This is a genomic window from Paenibacillus periandrae (assembly GCF_022458865.1).
GTDB classification, from domain to species: domain Bacteria; phylum Bacillota; class Bacilli; order Paenibacillales; family NBRC-103111; genus Paenibacillus_S; species Paenibacillus_S periandrae.
Genome location: NZ_JAJNMU010000033.1, coordinates 1 through 20,794 on the forward strand (window position 1 = coordinate 1; position 20,794 = coordinate 20,794).

Genomic DNA, 20,794 nt, shown 5'->3' on the forward strand with positions numbered 1-20,794 from the left:
CCTGAGCCAGGATCAAACTCTCCATGAAGGTAGAACTTTGATTTGTACTCATTCCTTGCTGACGAGAATTTACATTCTCTTGTACTGCTATTTACTCACTCGTTGATTCAGTTTTCAAAGGACAATTCTTAACTATTTATTTCGATCATTTTCGACATTCCGTCAAAAGCGACCAGATTAATATACCACATTCATTCATTCAATTGCAAGCATTATTTTTTAACGCTTTTGATTTTTTGAATATTCTTGTCCTCTTCAAAGCCTTCAAATTTCGACTGCCTCAGAAGCGACAAGAAATAATATAACAAATCCCGATACAGAATGCAAGCACTATTTGCATTTTTATTTTGAAGTTCATGAATACCGGGTTTACCCCACTAAAAAACCGTCCTGCACATAAGCAGAACGGCTCCAGGAAGCAGATTATACGGACCACTCTTCCAAACTCAAAAGAGGCTCAGCCTTAAAATCCAAAGATGTAAACTGTCCACGCTGAAACTTCAAATAGGCAGCGGCTCCGATCATAGCAGCATTATCCGTGCATAATCCAAATGGCGGTGTAAGCAAAGGCACATTTGCTTCCGCACAACGTACAGCCAATTGCTGTCGCAATCCTTGATTCGCAGCTACTCCTCCTGCCAGCAGCAGCTGCTTCGCTCCGTAAGCTTTTACGGCTCGCAGTGCTTTTTCTACCAGAACCTCAACAACAGATGCTTGAAAGCCTTTGGCTACAGATCCGGGATCAAGCGGCTGCCCCTTCATATTAGCTTGATTCAATGCAGATAAAACCGCTGATTTGAGTCCGCTAAAACTAAAATCATAAGAATCCGACTCCAGCCACGCACGAGGAAGAGGCAGCGCCTCACCCGCTTCCTGAGCCAGACGGTCAATATATGGACCTCCAGGGTATGGAAGCTTTAAAGCACGCGCCACTTTATCATAAGCTTCGCCAGCAGCATCATCGCGGGTTTGACCAATAATTTTGAAGTTACCCTCAGATTCAATATAAACCAGCTCCGTATGTCCACCCGATACAACGAGCGAGACCAAGGGATACTGCAGCTCATGCACAAGCTGATTAGCATATATATGACCTGCAATATGATGAACGGCAATTAAAGGAAGCTCTAAGGCGTAAGCCAATGCTTTGGCAGCCACGACACCAACCAGTAAAGCTCCAATAAGCCCGGGTCCCTGCGTTACTGCAATGGCCGAAAGCTCGCTTGGTGCGACGCCCGACTTTTCCAATGCTTCTTCAATGATCCAGGTTATGCTTTCCACATGCTTGCGCGAAGCCAGCTCAGGCACGACTCCACCAAAGCGTTCATGGGTTTCGATTTGACTGGAAACGATATTAGCCTTAATAATCGTACCGTTCTCGACAATGGCTACCGAGGTTTCATCGCAGCTCGTCTCTATAGCCAAAATATATAAGGGCTTATTGGGATCGGATGCAGACTGATTTACTTGCATATCGTTGCTATTCATTGTAATACCCCTGTATGTTATTTGGCATGTGCTTGGAATCAGGCAAATCCGCCCACATGATGATGGCATCTTCCTGATTGTCTGTATAGTAGCCTCGCCGTACACCGACTCCATAAAATCCAAGCTTTTCGTACAAAGCCTGGGCGATCCGGTTAGAGGGCCTCACTTCCAGCGTCATCCGCTTGGCTCCCAAAAAAACAGCTGTTTTTTGCATCTCTCTCAGCAGTCTTTCGCCCAGCTTTTTGCCTCTATGCTTCTTGCCGACTGCAATGTTGGTAATGTGCGCTTCGTCGACAATGATCCACATCCCGCCATAGCCAAGCACACCTTCTTCCGAATCCATCACCATATAACGGGCAAATTGATTGTTCGTTAATTCATTATAAAAGGCCGCAGAAGTCCAAGGTGTCGTGAATGCTTCCTGCTCAATTTCGCAAATGATCGGAATATCCTCAAGGCACATAGAGCGAAACTCCAAAGCTTGAGGGACATCCATGGGTTCATTAGGATTCACTGGTTATTTCGCCTCCTGTGCTTGAGCTTTCCATTTGACCTCTGCCTCTGTCAGCTGCGTGTAATTGGGAACTAAGCCGTGCGGCTCCTGAGTATTTCCGTTTTTCCATTGTTGGCGCCCCAAATCAGCCGTATAGCGGGCCCTCATTTCATGATGGACGATTTCTGCACTGCCTGTCCAGCTTTTACAAAATTGCTCAATTGTCGCTTCATGCAGTCCAGTCTCGCCTGTAAAGATAATACGATCCGGCCGCTCAGCAGCCCTATTCTCATCCATTGCAAGCTTCAACAGCTCGTCCGACCAGCTGGACATAAGACGAATGCCATCAGTCGCCATGCAAGTCCATTGCTGATTCGCTGCTGCATAAAGAGCAGTAAAAGCCTGACCTCTCCGAGCCTCGAACATCGGAACTACCCAGACTTTTTCCTGAAGTTCATTTATAGGGGCCTTACCTGCGCTGGATTGCGACACTCTCATTGTATGGACACCGCCAAGAGCAAGTGCTTCCAGACTCGATACTGCAAGCAATACCTTTTTATGCGTCCAAGCCAAGGTTTTGGCAACGGTAACGCCTATGCGTACACCTGTGTAGGAACCGGGACCGATTCCAACCGCGAATGCATCCACATCCCGTGAATGAAGCCCTGCAGATGCAAGAACCTGCTGAATATGGGGAAGTAAATGTATCGAATGATTGCGTTCTGCATTTGAATTCAACTCACCCAGCAGTTCACCGTCGCGCGTTAATGCGACTGACATGGAGCTCGTGGAGGTATCTATGGCCAGAAGCGTGCCCAGTATGTCTGTTTGATCGTTACTCATATTAAAACTCCGTTCTCCTTAAGCTGTTCGCACCATTGTTCATAGGAATTCCCGTGTGGGCTCAGTCTGAATAAGCGGGTCTGTTCACCACAATTCTCGATGGTTACGGACAAACGATCTGCAGGCAATAGCTCCTCAATCAAGGAAGACCATTCAATTAAAGTAACACCGGATCCATATAAATAATCGTCCAGTCCAAGATCATCCGCCTCCTCCAAAGAAAGACGGTATACATCCATATGATAAAAAGGGAGCTTTTCCCCTTCATATTCTTTAATAATAGTAAAGGTAGGACTGTTCACAATACCACGCACACCAAGAGCTTTGGCGACTGCTTGGGCGAATGCGGTTTTGCCCGCCCCCAGATCACCATCGAGTGTAACTACGGTGCCGGGTTGAAAGCAGGATGCAAGAGCAGCTGCTAGACTTGCGGTTTGCTCAAGACCCGCTGCCTCGTATGTATAAGTGTGCACTGTCGGCATACAAACTCAATCCTTTCGAAAATGATTGTAGCCTTTTTTATGAATCGGAACGACATATCCGCTGCTTTGCACAAGACGCACACCGCTATCTTCCGCATTCACATAGCCAATAATAGATAACGCATGCCCGGCTTCCCTGAATTTGATCTGCATCTCAATCGCATGCTCGGCCTGCATCGTACCGATAAGCTTGTAGTCCTCGCCGCCGTAAAGAATATAATGGAGCGGATCTTTTTCGGCTTTCTCGGCATACGCCATAAGTTCATCGGCAATGGGAATGCGATCCTCGATCAAGTCGATCCCTACACCCGATGCCTGGGCAATTTCCCATGCCTCACTGGCAAGTCCATCGCTTACATCGTTTAAAGCCCCACAAACCTTGGATTGCTGCAAAAGCTGCCCGATTTCAATCTGAGGCTCAGGACGGCAATGGGCTGCTATTAATCGTGCTTCCGCCGAATCCTGGCCAACTTGAGGCCACTGCTCACTTGGAAGTGCTTGCTGCAGCAGGTATTCCAGTCCCGCAGCAGAGCAGCCAAGCTCACCCGTCGCGAATACAACATCACCTGTTTTGGCGGTTGAACGCAGCAATGCCTGACCTTCAGGAACTTCGCCGATCACAGTAACGTTCAAAGTCAGACCACCAATACAGGAGGTGGTGTCACCACCAACAATGACGACACTCCAACGATTGGCACATTCATACAGCCCTTGATAAACGGCTTCCAAAGTGTGCTGTGGCGTTTCCTGTGGAATGCTGAGCGCAACCAGCGCATAACGCGGAATCGCCCCCATCGCCGCAATATCACTGATCGCGGCTGCCATGGCCTTATAGCCCACATCGCTGTCACGCATCGTGTGCGATTGGAAATGAACCGACTCCGTCATCGTATCACAGGTCATCACCAGCTGACAGCCAGGTGCCAAATAGGCAACTGCCGCGTCATCCCCGATACCTACGTCAACCCCGCTAGCCTGCTGAAAGGCAGCCGATTGTTTTCCTTCTGTCAAACGTCGTATAAGTGCAAATTCGTCCAAAGAACTCAACGTTTAGCCGCCTCCGAATTGGTTTCCCCCTATTATATCCCTCTCCATCAAAGGTGGCAACAAAGAGGTGGACCTCTCCCTAAATGGGAGGGCCCCGATAGCTTGGTCATCCGAACTTCGTTGGATTGAATAAAATAAGAAATACGGAGAGTATACTTACTAGATTGCTGGAATGAGAGAGGCTGTGTTGAGCTCTGGACGATTTCGTCCCGGACGGGACGGGCGCTGGCGCGGATACGCCCGAATATGAGAGGAGGTTTTGTTTGACAGGTTTTTACGAAAGCCTACATGTTCTTAGCTTTCCTCTTCTTTATGATCAAGGACAGATTCTGGATACGTCATCGTATCCGTAGTGGATTCTCCTATGTGGCCGTTGCTCAATGTGACATTGCCACCGCCTAAGCCCTCATTGACCATACGATCGATGTCCATGAAATAATCCTCTCGCCCTTGAACATCTACACCTGTACCCGGTGAGGCCGAGCTCATTGCGGCTGCGTCTTCTTCGGTGCGCGCTTTTGTTATTTCGTTGACCGGTTTCTTTTCTTCTGATTTGTTCGTTTCTGAGTAAGACTTGCTCATTGGATTACCTCCCTGGAGTTTTGCATTTCTGTTGGATTCGTCATTCGTCTACTTCAAACGATTGCTCGTCGAAGCTTTACCTTGCCATGCTGCATGCAAGCATCGACCTGCTGTTTGAACACGCTCTTTTAGCATGTCCATTCACCATCTGCTATCATTCACATTACCTCTCACAACTGGCCTATGCTTTTAAAAAAGCGGTGAAAGCAACCGTGCTGCAATTTCTTTGGTCCTATGCCAGCGAGAACGACGACGGAATTGCTCCAGCTGTAATTCTGTGCTATTTCGTAAGTCTATGGCGCAATCAGCTTTAAGACGGCTGATCGTTTTGTTGTCAAATAAAACAGCATTTAATTCAAAATTGCTGTAAAAGCTGCGAAGATCTGCATTGGCGCTGCCAACAGTAGCGAAATGATCGTCAATGATCAAAACTTTGGCGTGCATAAAACCTTTTTGATATTCATATATGCGAACTCCAGCCTCCATCAATTCCTCAAAGTATGAGCTGGCCGCATAATTTACAGCTGGTGAATCGGATTTAAGCGGATATACAATCTTCACATCCAGACCGCTGATTGCAGCTGTTTTCAAAGCCATGCGCAGACTGGGATCCGGTATAAAATATGGAGTAATCAAAATAATCTGCTGCCGTGCACTGGTAATCGCTCCAAAATACAGTTGTAAAATCTTATGCTGCTTCGTATCCGGACCGCTGCTAATGATCTGAGCAGACTTGTTTCCGTACTTTTGGAGATTGGGATATAAGCCATCACCGGTCACATGCTCATTGCTCACGAACATCCATTCCTTCAAAAAAACAGCTTGCAAGGTATGTACAACTGAGCCCACAAGCTCCAAATGCGTATCTCTCCAAAAACCGAGCTTGGGGTTAGCACCCATATATTCCGCGCCAATGTTGAGTCCTCCCACATAACCCTTATACCCATCAATGACCAGTATTCTGCGATGATTACGGTAGTTCATCCTCTTATCGAAGAAAGCAATGAAGGGACGCAGAAACAAATACACCTCCACCCCTCCCTCCCGGAGTTGATCAAGAAAGCGCTGCTTCAGCTGATAGCTGCCCACGCCGTCAAATATGCAGCGGACACGAACACCTTGCCTCGCTTTTCGAATCAACAGCTCCAGAAAAGTCAGACCTATAGCGTCACCCCGAAAGGTGTAGATTTCTAAATGAATATGATTTTGGGCAGCCTCCATGGCCGCCAGCATGGCAGGGTAAGCTTCGTCTGCGTCAGTCAGTACCCTGACTTCATTATTGCTTGAACGCGGCCCGTCTGATATTTGGTCCAGCAGCTCATCCAAACATCCCCTCGTAAACCGGGCATCTGGCTCTAACTGTGGAGCATGCTCGCGCTCCCTACTCCGAGAAGGAACATCAGGTGAAGCCTGTTCGTCACCCGCAGAATGCTGCAAGGATTCGTAGTTGTACTCATGCCGCCGAACCTTTTGCCTGCGTGAATATTCCGTAGCCAAAAAATAATACATGACAAATCCAATAATGGGAAAAACAAATAAAATAAACAGCCATGCGAGGGTTTTGGCGGGTTTGCGATACTCAATCAACAATATTGTTAATATTTGAAAAATAAAGATCAGCAGTATAACCACCAACCATAACAATGAACGCAGCCCCTTTCTCACATGATTCATGCTTCGGTCTTTCGTCCTCTAGCTTTGACTTATCACGTAGGAGCTATACAAGGGGAAGCAGCGCTGCAAAGAAATCGTTCGAACTTTTCGTTGTGACCAGACATAAAATTTTCAATTTAAGGCAACCTACATGAGAGACGCTCCGCCATTAGCTGGCAGCAAAGGAAACTAGAGGAGGCCGTCACCATGTTTCGTATTCGGAAGTCCAACAAGCAACCGTTAGAAGAAATGTACCATTTTGATTATCAATTTATTGATGAATTAAAATCCGTACCGATCTTCGTAACGCTGGAGGAAAATAAAGATTATTTGATGCGTTTATTCGCAGACTGCTCGGATTTTGTCATCCGTGATTTCACCATTGAAGGCGGCATTTCCGCGGTCCTTTTTTTCGTGGATGGTATGGTCAATACGCAATTCGCGAACGAGGCAATGAAATCGCTGATGATTCTTGAGGGGCATGAGCAGCTGATCGATGCCATTGTCGAGGCAACACTGCCCATCAGTCAAACGCAGAAAACCGACAACTATTCAGATATGCTCCTTTCTATACTCAGTGGTGATGCCGGACTCATCGTTGAGGGCAACAATCAGGCACTGCTTATGGGTATTCGAGGAATGGAGAAACGCTCTATTAATGAACCGGAAACGGAATCCGTCATTCGTGGTCCTCGTGAAGGCTTTGTGGAAAATATTCGTACCAACACATCGATGATCCGCCGTAAGCTGAAAACTCCGCATTTGAAAATGAAGCCTATGACCATCGGGCGGGAAAGCAACACCAGTATTGTTATCACTTATATGGATGATATTGCCGATCCGGAGATTGTCAAAGAAGTGCTCCGCAGACTGGAGAAGATTGACATTGATGCGGTGCTCGAATCCGGGTATATCGAAGAATTTATTCAGGATTCAGCTTATTCGCCTTTTCCACAGCTTCAATATACGGAACGCCCTGATACGGTTGCTGCAGCTCTATTACAGGGTAAGGTTGGCATTATCGTCGATGGTACTCCGTTCGTACTGCTCGTACCATTCGTTTTTACTGATATCCTGCAATCCAATGAAGATTATTACGAGCGTTTTCAGATTTCGTCTTTGATCCGAATATTACGTTACGTTTTTTTGGTTCTTTCCTTGTTGACACCTGGATTATATGTAGCGATAACAACCTTTCATCAGGATTTGATTCCCACTTCCTTGCTGCTATCCATAGCTGCAGCCCGAGAAGCGATCCCTTTTCCCGCTGTTGTAGAAGCATTAATCATGGAGATCACGTTCGAGGGTCTGCGTGAAGCAGGTATTCGGCTTCCCAAAACCATAGGCTCTGCGGTCAGTATTCTGGGAGCGTTGGTCGTAGGGCAAGCCGCTGTGCAGGCGGGGATTGTTTCCGCACCGATGGTCATTGTTGTTTCGCTAACGGGAATCGCTTCTTTCACGATCCCCCGCTTTAACGGAGCGATCGCAATTCGGATGCTGCGTTTTCCGATCATCATCGCCGCTTCGATCTTTGGTATGTATGGCATCCTGATTTCGCTATTAATCATTATTGGACATATGGCCAATTTACGTTCATTTGGTATTCCCTATCTGTCTCCACTGGGTCCTCTATCCGTCGGTGATTTGATGGATACCGCGGTCCGTCCGCCTTTATGGCTCAACAAGCACCGGTCTTACTTTATGTCCGTTCAGGATTCAACCCGCTTGGGAGACGATCTACCTGCTGAAATCAAAGAGCAAGGCGGGCAGAAGGGAGAAACGATCCGCCATGATAAGGAGGAGGGCACACTATGAGCATGCGAAGCATCGGCTTGCTCCTGCTATTGCTGGTTTCAACGCTGCTATCAGGCTGCTGGGACCGTACAGAAATTAATGATATGGCCTTTATTCTGACCTCCGCTATAGATTTGGAAAAGGACGGAAAAATTCGTTACACGGTCATGCTGCCGCTGCCAGGACAAATGGGTGGAGCAACTGGCGGCGGCGGCGGTGGAGGTTCAGGTGGAGGTAAGAGCTACTATATAGATTCCGAAGTCGGGGAAACGTACCGTGAATGCCACATGAAGCTTCAAAGACGAATGTCACGGCGTATGTTTTTGGCTCATCGCAGAACCATTCTGGTCGGAGAGGATATGGCTCGACAAGGAATTCGCGAGCTTTTCGATACCGTACCGCGCAGCCCTGAAAGCCGAATGACCACCTTTCTTGTTGTCACTAATGGAAAAGCTTACGATATGATGAATTCCACGCCCAAATTCGAGCACTTCCCATCTGAAGCCATACGTGAATTAATCAAGTCCAAATCAGTTATGGACATCAACTTCAAGGATTTCGGGATTTCACTTAGCATACCTGGAGCTGATCCGGTTGCCGTGTATATGGATGTGAAGAATTCGGAAAAGGGTGTTGAATCCTCCAAGGAAGTAGAACTTAAAGGCTATGCACAATTTCGCGATGACAAGATGGTGGGAACGTTGGAGAATGATGCAGCAATGGGTCTCGGTATCATCAAAGGGCAAAAATTGATCAGCCACTCCATCACGCTTCCGATGGGAGACGGCCAAACTATGTCTGCGCGGATCTACGAAGCATTAACAAATATTAACACAAAGCTGATAAATCAAAAGCTGGAATATGATATAGCATTGAACATAAAAGCTACGTTAGTGGAGGACACGTCCCACTATGATTTGAGTCAAACTAAAAACATCTTATTGGTCGAGGATGGCATATCCAAAAAGGTCAAAAGTGCCGTTCAGGATGTTATTAATCAATCTCTTAAAAATAATGTCGACTCCTGCGAGTTTGGAAACTTTCTATGGCGAGCATATCCTGGCGAATGGAAATCTCAGTTTGAGAAAAACTGGCCAGAAAGTTTGAAGGACGCCAAATTTAATATACAGGTACAAAGCCATCTGACGGATACGGGGCTCATCTTTGATAATGTTACGAAGGAGCGGATCAGCAAATGAATCTCATATTTCTGACTGTTGTTTTTTTTGTACTTGTACTGAATCTCCTGTTGAACCTGAAAAAAATGCGCAAGCAGCCTTTGTCGCTCAGGTTGCTTTGCCGGATCGTATATGCATGCTCGTTCACCCTGTTTTTATGCATCGTGTTTCATATTAACATCCCGATGCCTACCCGTTTTTTTGTCAACCATGTCTCACCTTGGGTGTTCTCTCTCCTTAAGTCTTCGAATAGTACACTTGAATAGAACCTTGCAAAGGCAGATGAGCAGATGGACTCTAAACAAATCATTAATTACCGACAATTCGCCTGGCTGACCGCTGCTCTGCTTTCAGGCGGCAGTCTAATCAGTATCCAACAGGTATTAGTACGCATTGGCTACTCGGATGCCTGGTCCGCTTATATGCTTCCCGTTCTGTATGTGATCGGAGTTGCAGCCCTGTTCACTATGCTGGTGAAACGTTTTCCCAACAAGCATCTTTTTGAGATTAATAAAATCGTATTCGGCTCTGTGATCGGAACTATCATTAATCTGATACTGCTGTTCCACTTATGGCTGATTCTTACACGCGATTTATCCACATTCGGTAAATTTATCGGGATTACCTTGCTGCCCAACACCCCGGGAGAAATGATCCTCTTGCTTTTTGTCGTGCTGCTTATCGTATATGGCAAAACGAGTGTGGAGGTATTGGCACGAGTCAATGACCTGTTATTTCCTTTATTTGTATTGATTATCGTGCTGACACCGCTTGCCTTGGCCAACGAAATGGACATCCGGTTAATGCAGCCCGTACTGACCAGACCGTGGAGCTCCATTTTCTCAATTAATGTACTGAGCCTGGGCTGGTTTGGCGATATTTTTGTAATGGGCGCCTTTTTACATACGTTATGGGGGCCACGTCAGGTTGGCTCTGCCATACGGCACGGCGTCCTGATGGCAGCCTGCATGCTCTTCGACTTTATCGTGCTAGAGATACTGGTACTGGGTCCGACAATTCCAGGAAATATGGTTTACCCCAACTATTCCTTGATCCAGCAGATTCATATTACCGACTTTCTGGATCGGCTGGACCTGCTTGTTCTGGTTATCTGTTTCCCGGTTACCGCTTGTGGCGTGCTCCTCGTCTATCTGGCCTTTCAAATGGGAATGGCGAGCCTGGTGAATCAGCGTGATTACAGCAAATTGAATACACCTGTCGCCTTGCTTCTCCTACTGACGACCGTGCTCGCTTTTAAGAGTACCACTGAAGTATTCAGCTTTGTTAATTACAGCTCAACTGTGATTACGCTAAGCTACCAGCCTCTTTTGTTTATATTGCTGGGATTGCTCTCTCTGCGCCATCCGATAGATCAGAATCACAAAAAAGGGCAGAACGACAACACCAAGGATAATAGCACAACAAAGCCTGCCGCGCCTCCCAAACCTGCTTCTCCGCTGCAGCGATCACCCCAGAAGAGCTGGGAACGATGGACCTATATTTTGCTGGCCATCAGCCTGGGTGCATTAATAATCGGTCTCTGGAAAAGCAACAGTTCGGCAAGTGTTGGCTTTATCTGTGGAAGTATGTATGCACTCTGCTCCATCCTGCTCATATTCACCTCTTACATGGAGATCCATTCACTCAACAAAAGATAACCAGCCCTCTACAGCGGCGCTGCAACCGGGAGGGGGCATACTGAGGATAGGATTTTCCCTACTGCCGTGATATAATCTGCTTAAAAAATAACGGAGACAACCTATGATAAAGCAAACGATTTTATTTGATCTGGACGATACATTAATTCACTGCAACAAATATTTTGATCTGGTGATTGAGCAGTTTGCGGATTTAATGGAGATGTATTTTCATACCTACCATGTCCCTACCGAGGAAATCAAAAAAAAGCAAGCCGAGGCTGATCTGGATCGTGTGATGAGGCTTGGCTTTGACCCTAACCATTTTCCCGAGTCATTTGTTGAAACCTATGACTATTTCTCCGATCTAACCGGTCGGCCAAAAAATTCCGATGAAATTGCCCGCTTGACGGAAATCGGCAAAACCGTATATGGGCATAGTATCGAGCCTTATCCAGGGATGAAAGAGACGTTAACCCAGCTGGAAACTGAAGGACACGAGCTTCATCTCTATACGGGCGGGGACAGAATGATTCAGATGCGCAAAGTAACGGAAGCCGATTTGGAGCGTTTTTTTGGCAGCAATATTCATGTCACCCGCCACAAAACAGACGAATATTTGGAGCAGCTGATTACTGAGCAGCAGTTTGACCGTAAATCAACCTGGATGATTGGCAACTCGCTTCGCACTGATGTTACGCCCGCTCTGAAAGCAGGCCTTAACACAATCTTCATGCCAGCACTTCAGGAATGGATCTATAATCATGTTGATATTGACACGGAGCCGCAAGGTGCTTTCTTAACACTAGCCTCACTATATGAAATTCCGGAAGCAATCCGCAGCTACCTATCCTCGACTTCATCCGATATGTAAGCTTAATTGGACTATCTCGAATAGTACTCCAGCGATTCTAACGGTTCCAACGGGATAGCCTGCAGTGCTTTGTCAGCCTTCCACATCGATAAATTGAAGGAAAACCACGACGTCTCTCCGGGAAGCGGAAGGCGTCTTTTCATGAGCTGGATCGCTTTATCCGTTCCTTCCAGCTCCGGATGCTTCTGCTTCAATTCCAAAAGATAGGGCACGACCTCAAAGCTTAGAGAACCCAAATATTCCGTATCGATACTGCCGAAGGCTTCATAACGTTTGATATTGTTGGAAGCTACAATGGCATCCACCTGCATATAGTTAACGATCAAATACGCAGCTAACGCCAGAATTGCATAAGGCTTCATCAGTTGGAGGCGATCCTTCCACAGCTTTACCAAAGCAATCGTGAACAGCACTGACAGGAAGATGATAAATACATCGACCAGCAAACGTGTCTCCGAAAAACCATATGCTTCCTCATACATCAGCATCCGCAAAAATGCCGAGCAAAGCATAACACCCGTGCAGCCGATCAATACAGCCAAGAGCACTCGAAGGAATATGTCATTCGATCGTACAGCACGATCTGTCCCGTGCAGCGTGATCATCAGCAGCGTAAAATTAATAACCGTGACTACAATCAGCTCAGCAAAACCGCGATGAGCGTAGTCAGCGTAAGTCATTTCCGAAGGCAGCGCAGCCATGCCCCCTCCAAAAAAATAAGAAAACTGCACGACTGCAAATAACACATACATCATGTTCAAAATCAGCAGGATGGTTATGGTTACTGTTGCGTCCAGACCAACTTTTTGCCTAGGAATAGCAGGCGCTTCAGCATAAGACGGCCCAAATTCAGAGGGATCTGCATGGTCAAGTGATGCTTGAGCCTGATTACCCCACATCTCCTCCTCCGGTCTGTGCCTCCTCTTCAAAGGGTACAGCATACCCCACACATAAGCGAACATCCCGGTAGTTATGAAACCAATCCAGATTAACCTGACTATCGTTTCACCTGGATGCATCTTACCCACAAGCTCGGGAAGCTGAGAAAGCAGACGATCGAACATCGTATCCGCGGAAGCAAGCAGCGATCCGACAAGCAAAACAATTGGCAGTGAAATGACGATGCCGATCAGTATTTTCCACATTCGCTGAGAACGCCCTGTTTGAATTCTTTTTTTGATGCTTTGGATCACTATGACAGCAGGCCGCGGGACATGACGCATCGTATGTCCGAACAGCTGCTCCAGAACAGCGAGCACCATACTAGCATCGTACCAACGAATTGTGGGTCGTCTCAGTGTCCATATGGTGTGCACAAAGATCAGGCATGGAATCGCAAATGCATTCAGCACCATGAACAGTGTATTTGAAAAAACCGCATACGTTAAGGAAAGTAAGGCTATCGGGATGAGCAGCATAAAGGAAGCATCCAGACGCACCACGATCCGCTCCTTCAAAGCCCAATAAAAATACATATAAAAAACAGCGATAAACAATGGATAGGAAATACCCCATGCTTGATCATAGAACAAGAGATGATGAATACAACCGCATATCAGAGCACCTATGAGCAGCATCGTTTGCTGCTTGCTTTGTTGTTCGTCGAGTACCTGCATGACTTTATACCTCCGCTATCTATTTTAATGCAGCCAATAGGTTCCAAACCGGTTAACCTTTTCTTTAATTTGACTAATGTACCTGCTTGCATAGGAATGGATATAGGTGCGTTCTTCGATGGAGAGCAGACTCTCTTCATCTTCTATTACTGTTTGAAGAGACAGCTTGAGCAGTGGATGAAATGCTTCCACAGTAATCTCAAGAGCTGCCCTCACGACCTCTTCCTCTGGAGCCAGCAGCCAATCACTAATCGTTTCCGTCTGTCCCGGACACGCTTGAGGATCACCTTTCAGCTGATGAACTTGTGAAGCCGCAGCTTGTTGTTTTTCTATTTGTACGTGCATACCTGCATAGAAGAGAACAGTCTGCGCGGTCGTCTTCGTATTTTCCAATTCCAAAGCTTGCTCCGCCTCCCTCACAAATTGCTCAATCCACTGCATGTGCAAAGTAAAGCCTTCTGTGGTCCGCATGCTTTTCATGAATGTCATCCCTCCATTAATAGCCCAGTCCGTGAGCCTAATTCTATTGTAGGCATTAAAACAGGAATAAAAAGGGCAACTTTCCAATTGTAAATTTCCTGTTTTTCCGACTCAGGTTCGGTTATGCTTAAGTCCTACCCAGAATTGCCCTTACAAGGCGGATAACACTCCGTATTCACAGATTGAGGTGATAGCATGAAACTGGCCAGTCATTATGTACGTCTGCGGGAAAAGCTGCCCTATGCGCAAGAGCATCAGGAGCAGGAGATTATGTTAGATGAAATCGCCGCCATTCTGGATTGTACGCATCGGAATGTAACGATGATTATGCAAAAGATGGACAAGCAGGGCTGGCTCCAATGGAAGCCAAGAAAAGGCCGGGGTAACCGCTCCTTGTTACAGTTTCTGACGCCTGTGGAGGAGGTCGTGCTGCTCTTGGCCAAAGAGCTGGTCGAGCGCAAGGACCTTCGTGGCGCTTTGGAGCAAATGAACATTTCCTCGATACCCGATTCGCTAAAGGCGAACTTCCATAGCTGGCTAAACGGCTACTTCGGTTACAGCAGTGAACTGCGAGACAGTAAAAGGTTTGATACGCTGCGGTTTCCATTGACTCAACCAATCCAGACGCTGGACCCTGCTTTTACAAACTTTTCTGCTGAGTCTCATTTGGTCAACCAGCTGTTCGACAGCCTGGTAAGCTACAATCGACTGACGCAAACGATTGAGCCTCATTTGGCTCATGCCTGGGAAGCCAACAAAGCGAGAACGGCATGGACTTTTTATGTGCGTAAAGGTGTTCGCTTTCATCATGGCAAGGAGCTGGCTGCCGAGGATATCCGATTTACGCTGGAGCGTTTAAAGCATTCTTCTGCACGTTCGTTATACCGCTGGGTATTTCAACAAATGGAACGGATTGAGATTGTCGATCCGTTGACGATTACGATTCATTTGACTGAGCCTAACGAGCTGTTTCCGCAGTTTATGAGTACGAACCGGGCTGCCATTATTCCATCCGATGCTTATCGCGAAGGAGAATCCGCATTTGCGTCCGCTCCGATTGGTACAGGGCCATTCAAGCTCACCTTTCATGATGCTTCGATGTCTATTCTCGATGCCTTCCCCGATTATTTTCAGGGTAGAGCGCACTTGGATCGGGTTGAGCTGTGGCATGTGCCGGATATGCAGGAGCAGCAGAAGGATCAGCTCCGTACATTGGAGAGCTTTCAAATTATTCATAATTACCGAATGCCGGATACGAAGGAAAGCGATTATATGCAGGTACAGCAGCAGGGTACAACCTGCAAATTCGTTACCTTCAATTTATTGAAGCAGGGTCCTCTGAAGGACCCCGCGATTCGGGAGGCGGTGTACGATGCCTTCGATCAAGCCAAGCTGCTGAAGCTGATTGACGGTGATGCGATCTATGCGGCTGACAGCTTCATCCGCCATACACCTGTACACCTTGCCGAAACGGAGCTTGAGCAGGTACGGGGAACTATCAAAATGTCGGGATATGTGGGGGAACGTATTGTGCTGTGCACGATTCCTCATTACGAGCGGGATGCCTTGCTTGTGCAAACTCTGCTGCGTGAGGCCGGCTTGAATATCGAAGTGGTTCTGCTTCCTGTTGAGGAATTCAAGGGAGAACGCCGCCTGCAGGCTGACCTATTACTGTTCTCCATTATGCTCGACAATGATGCCGAGCTGCGCCTGATCGACTTGTACAAGAGCATGCAGCATCATTTGGAGCCCAGCTGCAAGGCTGCCGTCGAGCAATTCATACAAGCCACGCTTCGCGAGCCGCAGCGTGACGGACGGGCAGGCTTACTGCACAGCATCGAGCGGCGCCTGCATGATGAGCATGTGCTGCAACTGCTTTATTTTAAAAGACTTAAAACTGCCTTTCATTCCTCCGTAAAAGGGATCACGCTCGACTCTCTCGATTGGGTACAGTTCAAGAACATTTGGTTCAAGCCACAAAACGACAAGCATGGGTTACAGGACTTATGATTCATGAAAATTTTGTCGAAAGTTGCGCAATAAGAACTATTTAAGCCAACCCGAGAGTCAACTATAATAAGAGAACATTGTAAGAAATAGGAAAATGAGAGTCATGTAGCAGCTTCGATACGACTGACAGATTAAAATGGACAACAATGAATCGAAGGAGAATGAGCTTGAAATTCATCAACCGAAGCAGTTCCCGTATTCTGATCACTTATATAATCGTTACGGTATTGCTATTGAGCGTGGTCTCCACAGCGTGTGAGGCTGCACCGCCGCGTCCCAATCCCATGAAAGCAACCTGGCTGTGGGATACGTCGCTAATTAGCACCGTGGAGAATCGGCAGACTGTACTCCAGTTTGCAAAGGAGCAGTCGATCGGCCGCATTTATGTACAAGTGAATCCAGACGTCGACAAGAGCACCTATCGCGCTTTTATCCAGGAAGCTGCACAAGCAGGAATTCAAATTCACGCCTTGGACGGTGCGCCGAACTGGATTCGCTCCGATCAGCAGCAGCAAATCGTCAGCTTGGTTAAATGGGTGAAGGACTATAATGCCAGCGTTCTGGAGAATGAACGATTTACCGGGATCCAGGTCGATATTGAACCATACGTGCTTCCCGAATGGCATAATGAGCGGGATGTGACGGTGAGCAGTTGGATCACTGCAATGACTTTGTTTACGAATGAAGCCAGGCAGGATTCCACATTAACCGTCAGTGCCGCCCTGCCCTTCTGGCTTCATCAAATAACGATTCCTGATGACAGCAGTGTCAGGTTGAATGCGAAATTCATCAGTATGCTAGATGAAGTCACGCTGATGTCCTACCGAGACAAGGCGGAAGCTCTTATAGAAATTACTGCTGACGATCTGGCTTTAGCTGACCGACTTGGTAAAAAGATTTTTGTCGGTGTCGAAACCAATCCCTCTTACGAGGGCGCTTTTGTTTCCTTTTACGAAGAGGGCCGAACAGCAATGAATACACAATTAACTTTGATCGATGATGCATTGAAGGGCCATGCATCTTACGCCGGTATCGCCGTACATGATTACACGGGCTGGAAAAACCTGAAGCCTTAGCTGTTTGATCCATAATGTACCGTTACATGTCAATTACGGATGCATGCAAATCGATGTTCCTGAATGAGTCAAGGTCAGCTTATCCTCGCATTTCAGAGGGCGTTCCTCGATGAACGCGATACCGAGCTTGGCGAGCCTTTCCCGATTGGACCAGCTGTACGTGAAATCGGCCCTAACGGGCAGCTGAGCCGCTTGGATTTCTGAGAGCTGCTCGCGCAGCGTCTGATTCCACGTATATTGATAATACGTATAGGTACCTCCTACGATTACCGTATTGATCGAAATAACCGCTATTAAGAGCCAGCTTGCCCCCGTTACAACTCGATTCCCTTTAATACTAAAGCCAAGCCACACACAGATGAGCGGAATGATCCAAAACTGCGGTACGTAGCGTGCCCACCAGGCAACCGGATTAACAAAGGCCGAGATGGCCAGTATGCTGATCAACCCAATAGCAGCCATAGCAGCCCCTTTACGATAGTGAAAACCAAGAGCCAGCAGCAGCAGTGCGAGCAGCAGCACCCCACTGAATAGCGGTCCAAAGCCAGAAACCGCCGCGTCCGGCGCACTCAAGGCAACCAACTCGCGTTCTGTGAATGTAAATGGCAGTTTGATCTGCGTAGGGGTCTTCTCCGAGGTATTCCCCGCCATGACGGAAAAATTAGAATTCACAGCCTGCTCAAATCGATTCATCGACTCCAAATTGCGCGGAATAAAGTCTTGAATTACATCGACAGCCCCTGCACCCGCCAACGGATAGAACGGATTCCCTTGCGCAATGGTATTGGTGACATAAGGATTATACCCAATGAGAAACATGCCCATCAGTCCGCCAACCGCGGCTATCATAAACATCTGCTTCAAACGCACGAATTGCTCACTCATGTATAATACTACCAGCAGACCGAGTGTCAGCACACCTGCATAGGCTATCCCTGTGAATTTAATATTCATTGCAAAAATCATCAGAGCTGAATAAGCGCTGAGCAGCAGCCATCCAGGTCTGGCAAAGATCAGGCAAGCCAAAGCCACTAAACATAATAAAACCGAAGCTAACAAGCCGTCCACATAATAACTGAATACTTGATACACACTCACAGGATTTAACGCAAGCAATACGGCAACGATAACAGCACGTTTCGCTTGATCCGGTCTCAGTGCAAGCAGCGCTGACATACTGAGCAGAAAGGATGTCACGATCATCAGCAGATTGAATACCTTGCTATGCTCAATCAAGCCAGTTGCTGCATACATGACTGCCGAAGCGATCTCCGATGCCCGCCCGTAGTGATTGATCCATAGGGAATGTCCGGTTGATACATTCAATGCTTCGTCATACACAGGATTCCAGCCGTTCGCCAAATAAATTACCGATTCTTGATGATAGGCTTGACCATCATAGGATAGATCGTAAAAGCTGCCGCTAATCCAAAAGCATACAGCGAATAATAAAATAGAAAGAGCCAAGGCTTCTCCTAACAGACGACCTGGTTTTTCCACCTGAAGCATCTTCGCTGCCATCCACGCCATACCGACAGACAGTGCCACAACAGGCCAAATGTGTAGACCCGTTATAGAAATACCGAGCATGAACAATAGCGAAGGTACGATCAAGGAACCAACGGTTACTGTCAATAGCGTCAATCCGCTAACCATGCTTATTGCTACCAACCGATTTTTCATATACTTTCCACCTTTCAACATGAATTACAGCATGCTCGAAGCGGCCCATGCCAGCAGCAGTCCGACGGCCAAGCCTCCCGCTACTTCCATACGTGTATGGCCCTGCTTTTCGCGCAAATGTACCTTTCCATCCGCTAAGGTATTAATCCAGCGTGCATTCTCGCCAACAGCACGGCGAAGGCCAACGGCATCCATCATCACAATATAGGTTATGGCTGCAGCCAAACCGAATAACGGTGTACCCCAGCCATGCTCAAAGCCGATGAATATCGTGATCGAGGAAATCACCGAGGTATGGGTACTTGGAAATCCTCCATTACCGATATGCTGTCTGGCATCAACACCATAACGCAGCCGATTAATCACATATTTAAGTGTACCTGAGCACAGCCAGGCAGCAAATGGCAAAACCGGATACAGGTACCCTGCATCTAAGCTCATCAATATCACCCTCCTGAACGGGCAATCAATACAACACCAGCCAAAATAACGGCTGCCCCAAGCCATTTTTGCATCGATATCGTTTCATGAAACAACCAGATGCTCATCAGCATCACGAGTATATAACCCAAGCTAACCATCGGATACGCCGTACTTAACGGAAACTTTCTTAACGCAAGCAGCCAGCATATCGAGCTGAGGCCATAACTAGCCAAGCCCGCTGCCACAGGCCAAGCACGAAGCAAGCCGAACCCCGATACCGCAGTCATATCACCCGCCTTCAACGATTCTATCCCCCACTTCATCAGCACTTGTCCCACAGCGCCCAGCACAATGGAGGCTATCAACTCTATGTACTTCATACCTGCTCCCCCATTGCCGTTTATTTATCGAAAACCATCAGAATGAACATCACCGATATCGCATACAGCACAACCGTCACTAAAATATGCTTATCTTCCAAAAGGAGCTTATCCGGCTTCCCTCCTCTGCCTTCCACATGAATCAGATACAAATATCGAAATATTCCATACAGCACCAATATCAACGTCCACATCAGATGGATCGTATGTCCGGAATTGAAGGTAAAAAGGGCATAGCTCATAATTGTCGCTGTCGTAACGATAGCGTTCATCTGATTCAGTAAATCCATCGAATAATACTCCAGTACATGACGGTGGTCGCCTTTATCCGATTTCAGCAAAACCAATTCATGCCTCCGCTTACTAATCGCCAAGAAAAGCGCGAGCAAAAGCGTGCAAATGAGAAACCAGGGTGTTAATGGAACCCCAATGATGAGCCCCCCACCAACAGCCCTCAGCACAAATCCGGAAGCCACGATCAATAGATCGAGGATAACGACATGCTTAAGACGATACGAGTACAGGACATTCAGGACAAAATAAAGCAGCAGCACAAATCCGAAAGGTGGGTGAAAACGAAAAGCAGCAAAAAAACTGGCCGCCAACAAAACAAGTCCAAATACCAAGGCCATCTGCGGATTCAAAGCACCTGAAGCCAGTGGTCGGTTCTTCTTCTCGGGATGCATGCGATCCCGGTCACGATCGACATAGTCATTCAGTACATACACACAGCTGGAAACGAGGCAGAACAAAATGAATCCAGTGAAAGCTTTTCCCAGCATATCTACATTGGCGATTCTAATCGAAAAGATCAAAGCCGCAAATACGAGCACATTTTTGGTCCACTGTTTGGGCCTCATTAACGTAAAGAACATACCGAGAAACGGTTTGTTCACCTCTTCCTTAAGCTTAATATCTGCTTTGGTAGGCGCCATAACTGAATTCTCCTTTGTTCGTTCAAGATAAGTGAATACAATCGCATTCGCCCCAAAATTCATTATAACGAACGAATATACTGTTATAAAGAACAAAAGTGTAGAGATTTGTGGAGTATA

The 20,794-nt window shown here is 47.0% G+C and carries 19 protein-coding genes; 6 read left to right on the forward strand and 13 right to left on the reverse strand.

Features of this window, described 5'->3' with window-relative positions:
• Positions 1 to 423 precede the first annotated feature (423 nt).
• From tsaD to cls, 7 genes are all read right to left on the reverse strand, one after another.
• Complete coding sequence (tsaD, locus tag LRL21_RS38165) at positions 424 to 1,488, reverse strand: tRNA (adenosine(37)-N6)-threonylcarbamoyltransferase complex transferase subunit TsaD (RefSeq protein WP_240421050.1); 1,065 nt, start codon at positions 1,486 to 1,488, stop codon at positions 424 to 426.
• The gene (gene rimI, locus LRL21_RS38170) at positions 1,481 to 1,984 is read right to left on the reverse strand and encodes a ribosomal protein S18-alanine N-acetyltransferase (RefSeq protein ID WP_240421126.1); all 504 of its coding nucleotides are present in this window, start codon (positions 1,982 to 1,984) and stop codon (positions 1,481 to 1,483) included. Before rimI ends, tsaD begins: the two co-directional genes overlap by 8 nt.
• Positions 1,985 to 2,005: 21 nt before the next feature.
• A complete protein-coding gene (gene tsaB / locus LRL21_RS38175) occupies positions 2,006 to 2,824 on the reverse strand; it encodes a tRNA (adenosine(37)-N6)-threonylcarbamoyltransferase complex dimerization subunit type 1 TsaB (RefSeq protein WP_240421051.1) in 819 nt (272 codons plus the stop codon).
• The gene (gene tsaE, locus LRL21_RS38180; RefSeq protein ID WP_240421052.1) at positions 2,821 to 3,306 is read right to left on the reverse strand and encodes a tRNA (adenosine(37)-N6)-threonylcarbamoyltransferase complex ATPase subunit type 1 TsaE; all 486 of its coding nucleotides are present in this window, start codon (positions 3,304 to 3,306) and stop codon (positions 2,821 to 2,823) included. The genes tsaB and tsaE overlap by 4 nt, the downstream gene beginning before the upstream one ends.
• A 6-nt stretch (positions 3,307 to 3,312) precedes the next feature.
• Positions 3,313 to 4,353 carry a thiamine-phosphate kinase gene (thiL, locus tag LRL21_RS38185; RefSeq protein ID WP_240421053.1) on the reverse strand — a complete coding sequence of 347 codons (1,041 nt, stop codon included), beginning with the start codon at positions 4,351 to 4,353 and terminating at the stop codon, positions 3,313 to 3,315.
• Positions 4,354 to 4,647: 294 nt separating this feature from the next.
• Positions 4,648 to 4,935 (reverse strand): hypothetical protein, encoded by a 288-nt coding sequence (locus LRL21_RS38190; protein WP_240421054.1) that lies wholly within the window; start codon positions 4,933 to 4,935, stop codon positions 4,648 to 4,650.
• Between the two features lie 189 nt (positions 4,936 to 5,124).
• Positions 5,125 to 6,579: a cardiolipin synthase gene (cls, locus tag LRL21_RS38195; protein ID WP_240421127.1), complete on the reverse strand. Its 1,455-nt coding sequence runs from the start codon at positions 6,577 to 6,579 to the stop codon at positions 5,125 to 5,127.
• 216 nt (positions 6,580 to 6,795) lie between these two features.
• On the opposite strand from cls, the gene LRL21_RS38200 reads away from it, so the two are divergent.
• The 4 genes from LRL21_RS38200 (at position 6,796) to LRL21_RS38215 (ending at position 12,071) form a co-directional block, all read left to right on the forward strand.
• Positions 6,796 to 8,403, forward strand: a complete 1,608-nt coding sequence (locus tag LRL21_RS38200) for a spore germination protein (RefSeq protein WP_240421055.1) — start codon at positions 6,796 to 6,798, stop codon at positions 8,401 to 8,403.
• Positions 8,400 to 9,581 carry a Ger(x)C family spore germination protein gene (locus LRL21_RS38205; protein WP_240421056.1) on the forward strand — a complete coding sequence of 394 codons (1,182 nt, stop codon included), beginning with the start codon at positions 8,400 to 8,402 and terminating at the stop codon, positions 9,579 to 9,581. Before LRL21_RS38200 ends, LRL21_RS38205 begins: the two co-directional genes overlap by 4 nt.
• 269 nt (positions 9,582 to 9,850) lie before the next feature.
• Entirely contained in the window at positions 9,851 to 11,218 is a 1,368-nt protein-coding gene (locus LRL21_RS38210; protein ID WP_240421057.1) for a GerAB/ArcD/ProY family transporter, read from the forward strand.
• Between the two features lie 103 nt (positions 11,219 to 11,321).
• On the forward strand, positions 11,322 to 12,071 hold the full coding sequence (locus tag LRL21_RS38215; RefSeq protein WP_240421058.1) for an HAD family hydrolase: 750 nt from the start codon (positions 11,322 to 11,324) through the stop codon (positions 12,069 to 12,071).
• Between the two features lie 11 nt (positions 12,072 to 12,082).
• Here LRL21_RS38215 and LRL21_RS38220 read toward each other — a convergent pair whose 3' ends face one another.
• Both LRL21_RS38220 and LRL21_RS38225 read right to left on the reverse strand, forming a co-directional pair.
• The gene (locus LRL21_RS38220) at positions 12,083 to 13,687 is read right to left on the reverse strand and encodes a DUF4153 domain-containing protein (protein WP_240421059.1); all 1,605 of its coding nucleotides are present in this window, start codon (positions 13,685 to 13,687) and stop codon (positions 12,083 to 12,085) included.
• A gap of 24 nt (positions 13,688 to 13,711) precedes the next feature.
• Complete coding sequence (locus LRL21_RS38225) at positions 13,712 to 14,167, reverse strand: hypothetical protein (protein WP_240421060.1); 456 nt, start codon at positions 14,165 to 14,167, stop codon at positions 13,712 to 13,714.
• 195 nt (positions 14,168 to 14,362) lie between these two features.
• Here LRL21_RS38225 and LRL21_RS38230 point away from each other — a divergent pair, with 195 nt between their 5' ends.
• On the forward strand, positions 14,363 to 16,177 hold the full coding sequence (locus LRL21_RS38230) for an ABC transporter substrate-binding protein (RefSeq protein ID WP_240421061.1): 1,815 nt from the start codon (positions 14,363 to 14,365) through the stop codon (positions 16,175 to 16,177).
• Between the two features lie 167 nt (positions 16,178 to 16,344).
• Complete coding sequence (locus tag LRL21_RS38235; RefSeq protein ID WP_240421062.1) at positions 16,345 to 17,253, forward strand: hypothetical protein; 909 nt, start codon at positions 16,345 to 16,347, stop codon at positions 17,251 to 17,253.
• A 33-nt stretch (positions 17,254 to 17,286) separates the two neighbouring features.
• On the opposite strand, the gene LRL21_RS38240 is transcribed toward LRL21_RS38235, so the two are convergent.
• Genes LRL21_RS38240 through LRL21_RS38255 form a run of 4 tightly spaced genes read right to left on the reverse strand, consistent with a single transcriptional unit; the run spans position 17,287 to position 20,674 of the window.
• Positions 17,287 to 18,936, reverse strand: a complete 1,650-nt coding sequence (locus LRL21_RS38240) for a hypothetical protein (protein ID WP_240421063.1) — start codon at positions 18,934 to 18,936, stop codon at positions 17,287 to 17,289.
• A gap of 24 nt (positions 18,937 to 18,960) precedes the next feature.
• The gene (locus tag LRL21_RS38245; protein WP_240421064.1) at positions 18,961 to 19,377 is read right to left on the reverse strand and encodes a divergent PAP2 family protein; all 417 of its coding nucleotides are present in this window, start codon (positions 19,375 to 19,377) and stop codon (positions 18,961 to 18,963) included.
• A 5-nt stretch (positions 19,378 to 19,382) separates the two neighbouring features.
• Positions 19,383 to 19,739, reverse strand: coding sequence for an SMR family transporter (locus LRL21_RS38250; protein WP_240421065.1), 357 nt, complete (start codon positions 19,737 to 19,739; stop codon positions 19,383 to 19,385).
• 20 nt (positions 19,740 to 19,759) lie between these two features.
• Positions 19,760 to 20,674 carry a decaprenyl-phosphate phosphoribosyltransferase gene (locus LRL21_RS38255; RefSeq protein WP_275901101.1) on the reverse strand — a complete coding sequence of 305 codons (915 nt, stop codon included), beginning with the start codon at positions 20,672 to 20,674 and terminating at the stop codon, positions 19,760 to 19,762.
• Positions 20,675 to 20,794 lie beyond the last annotated feature (120 nt).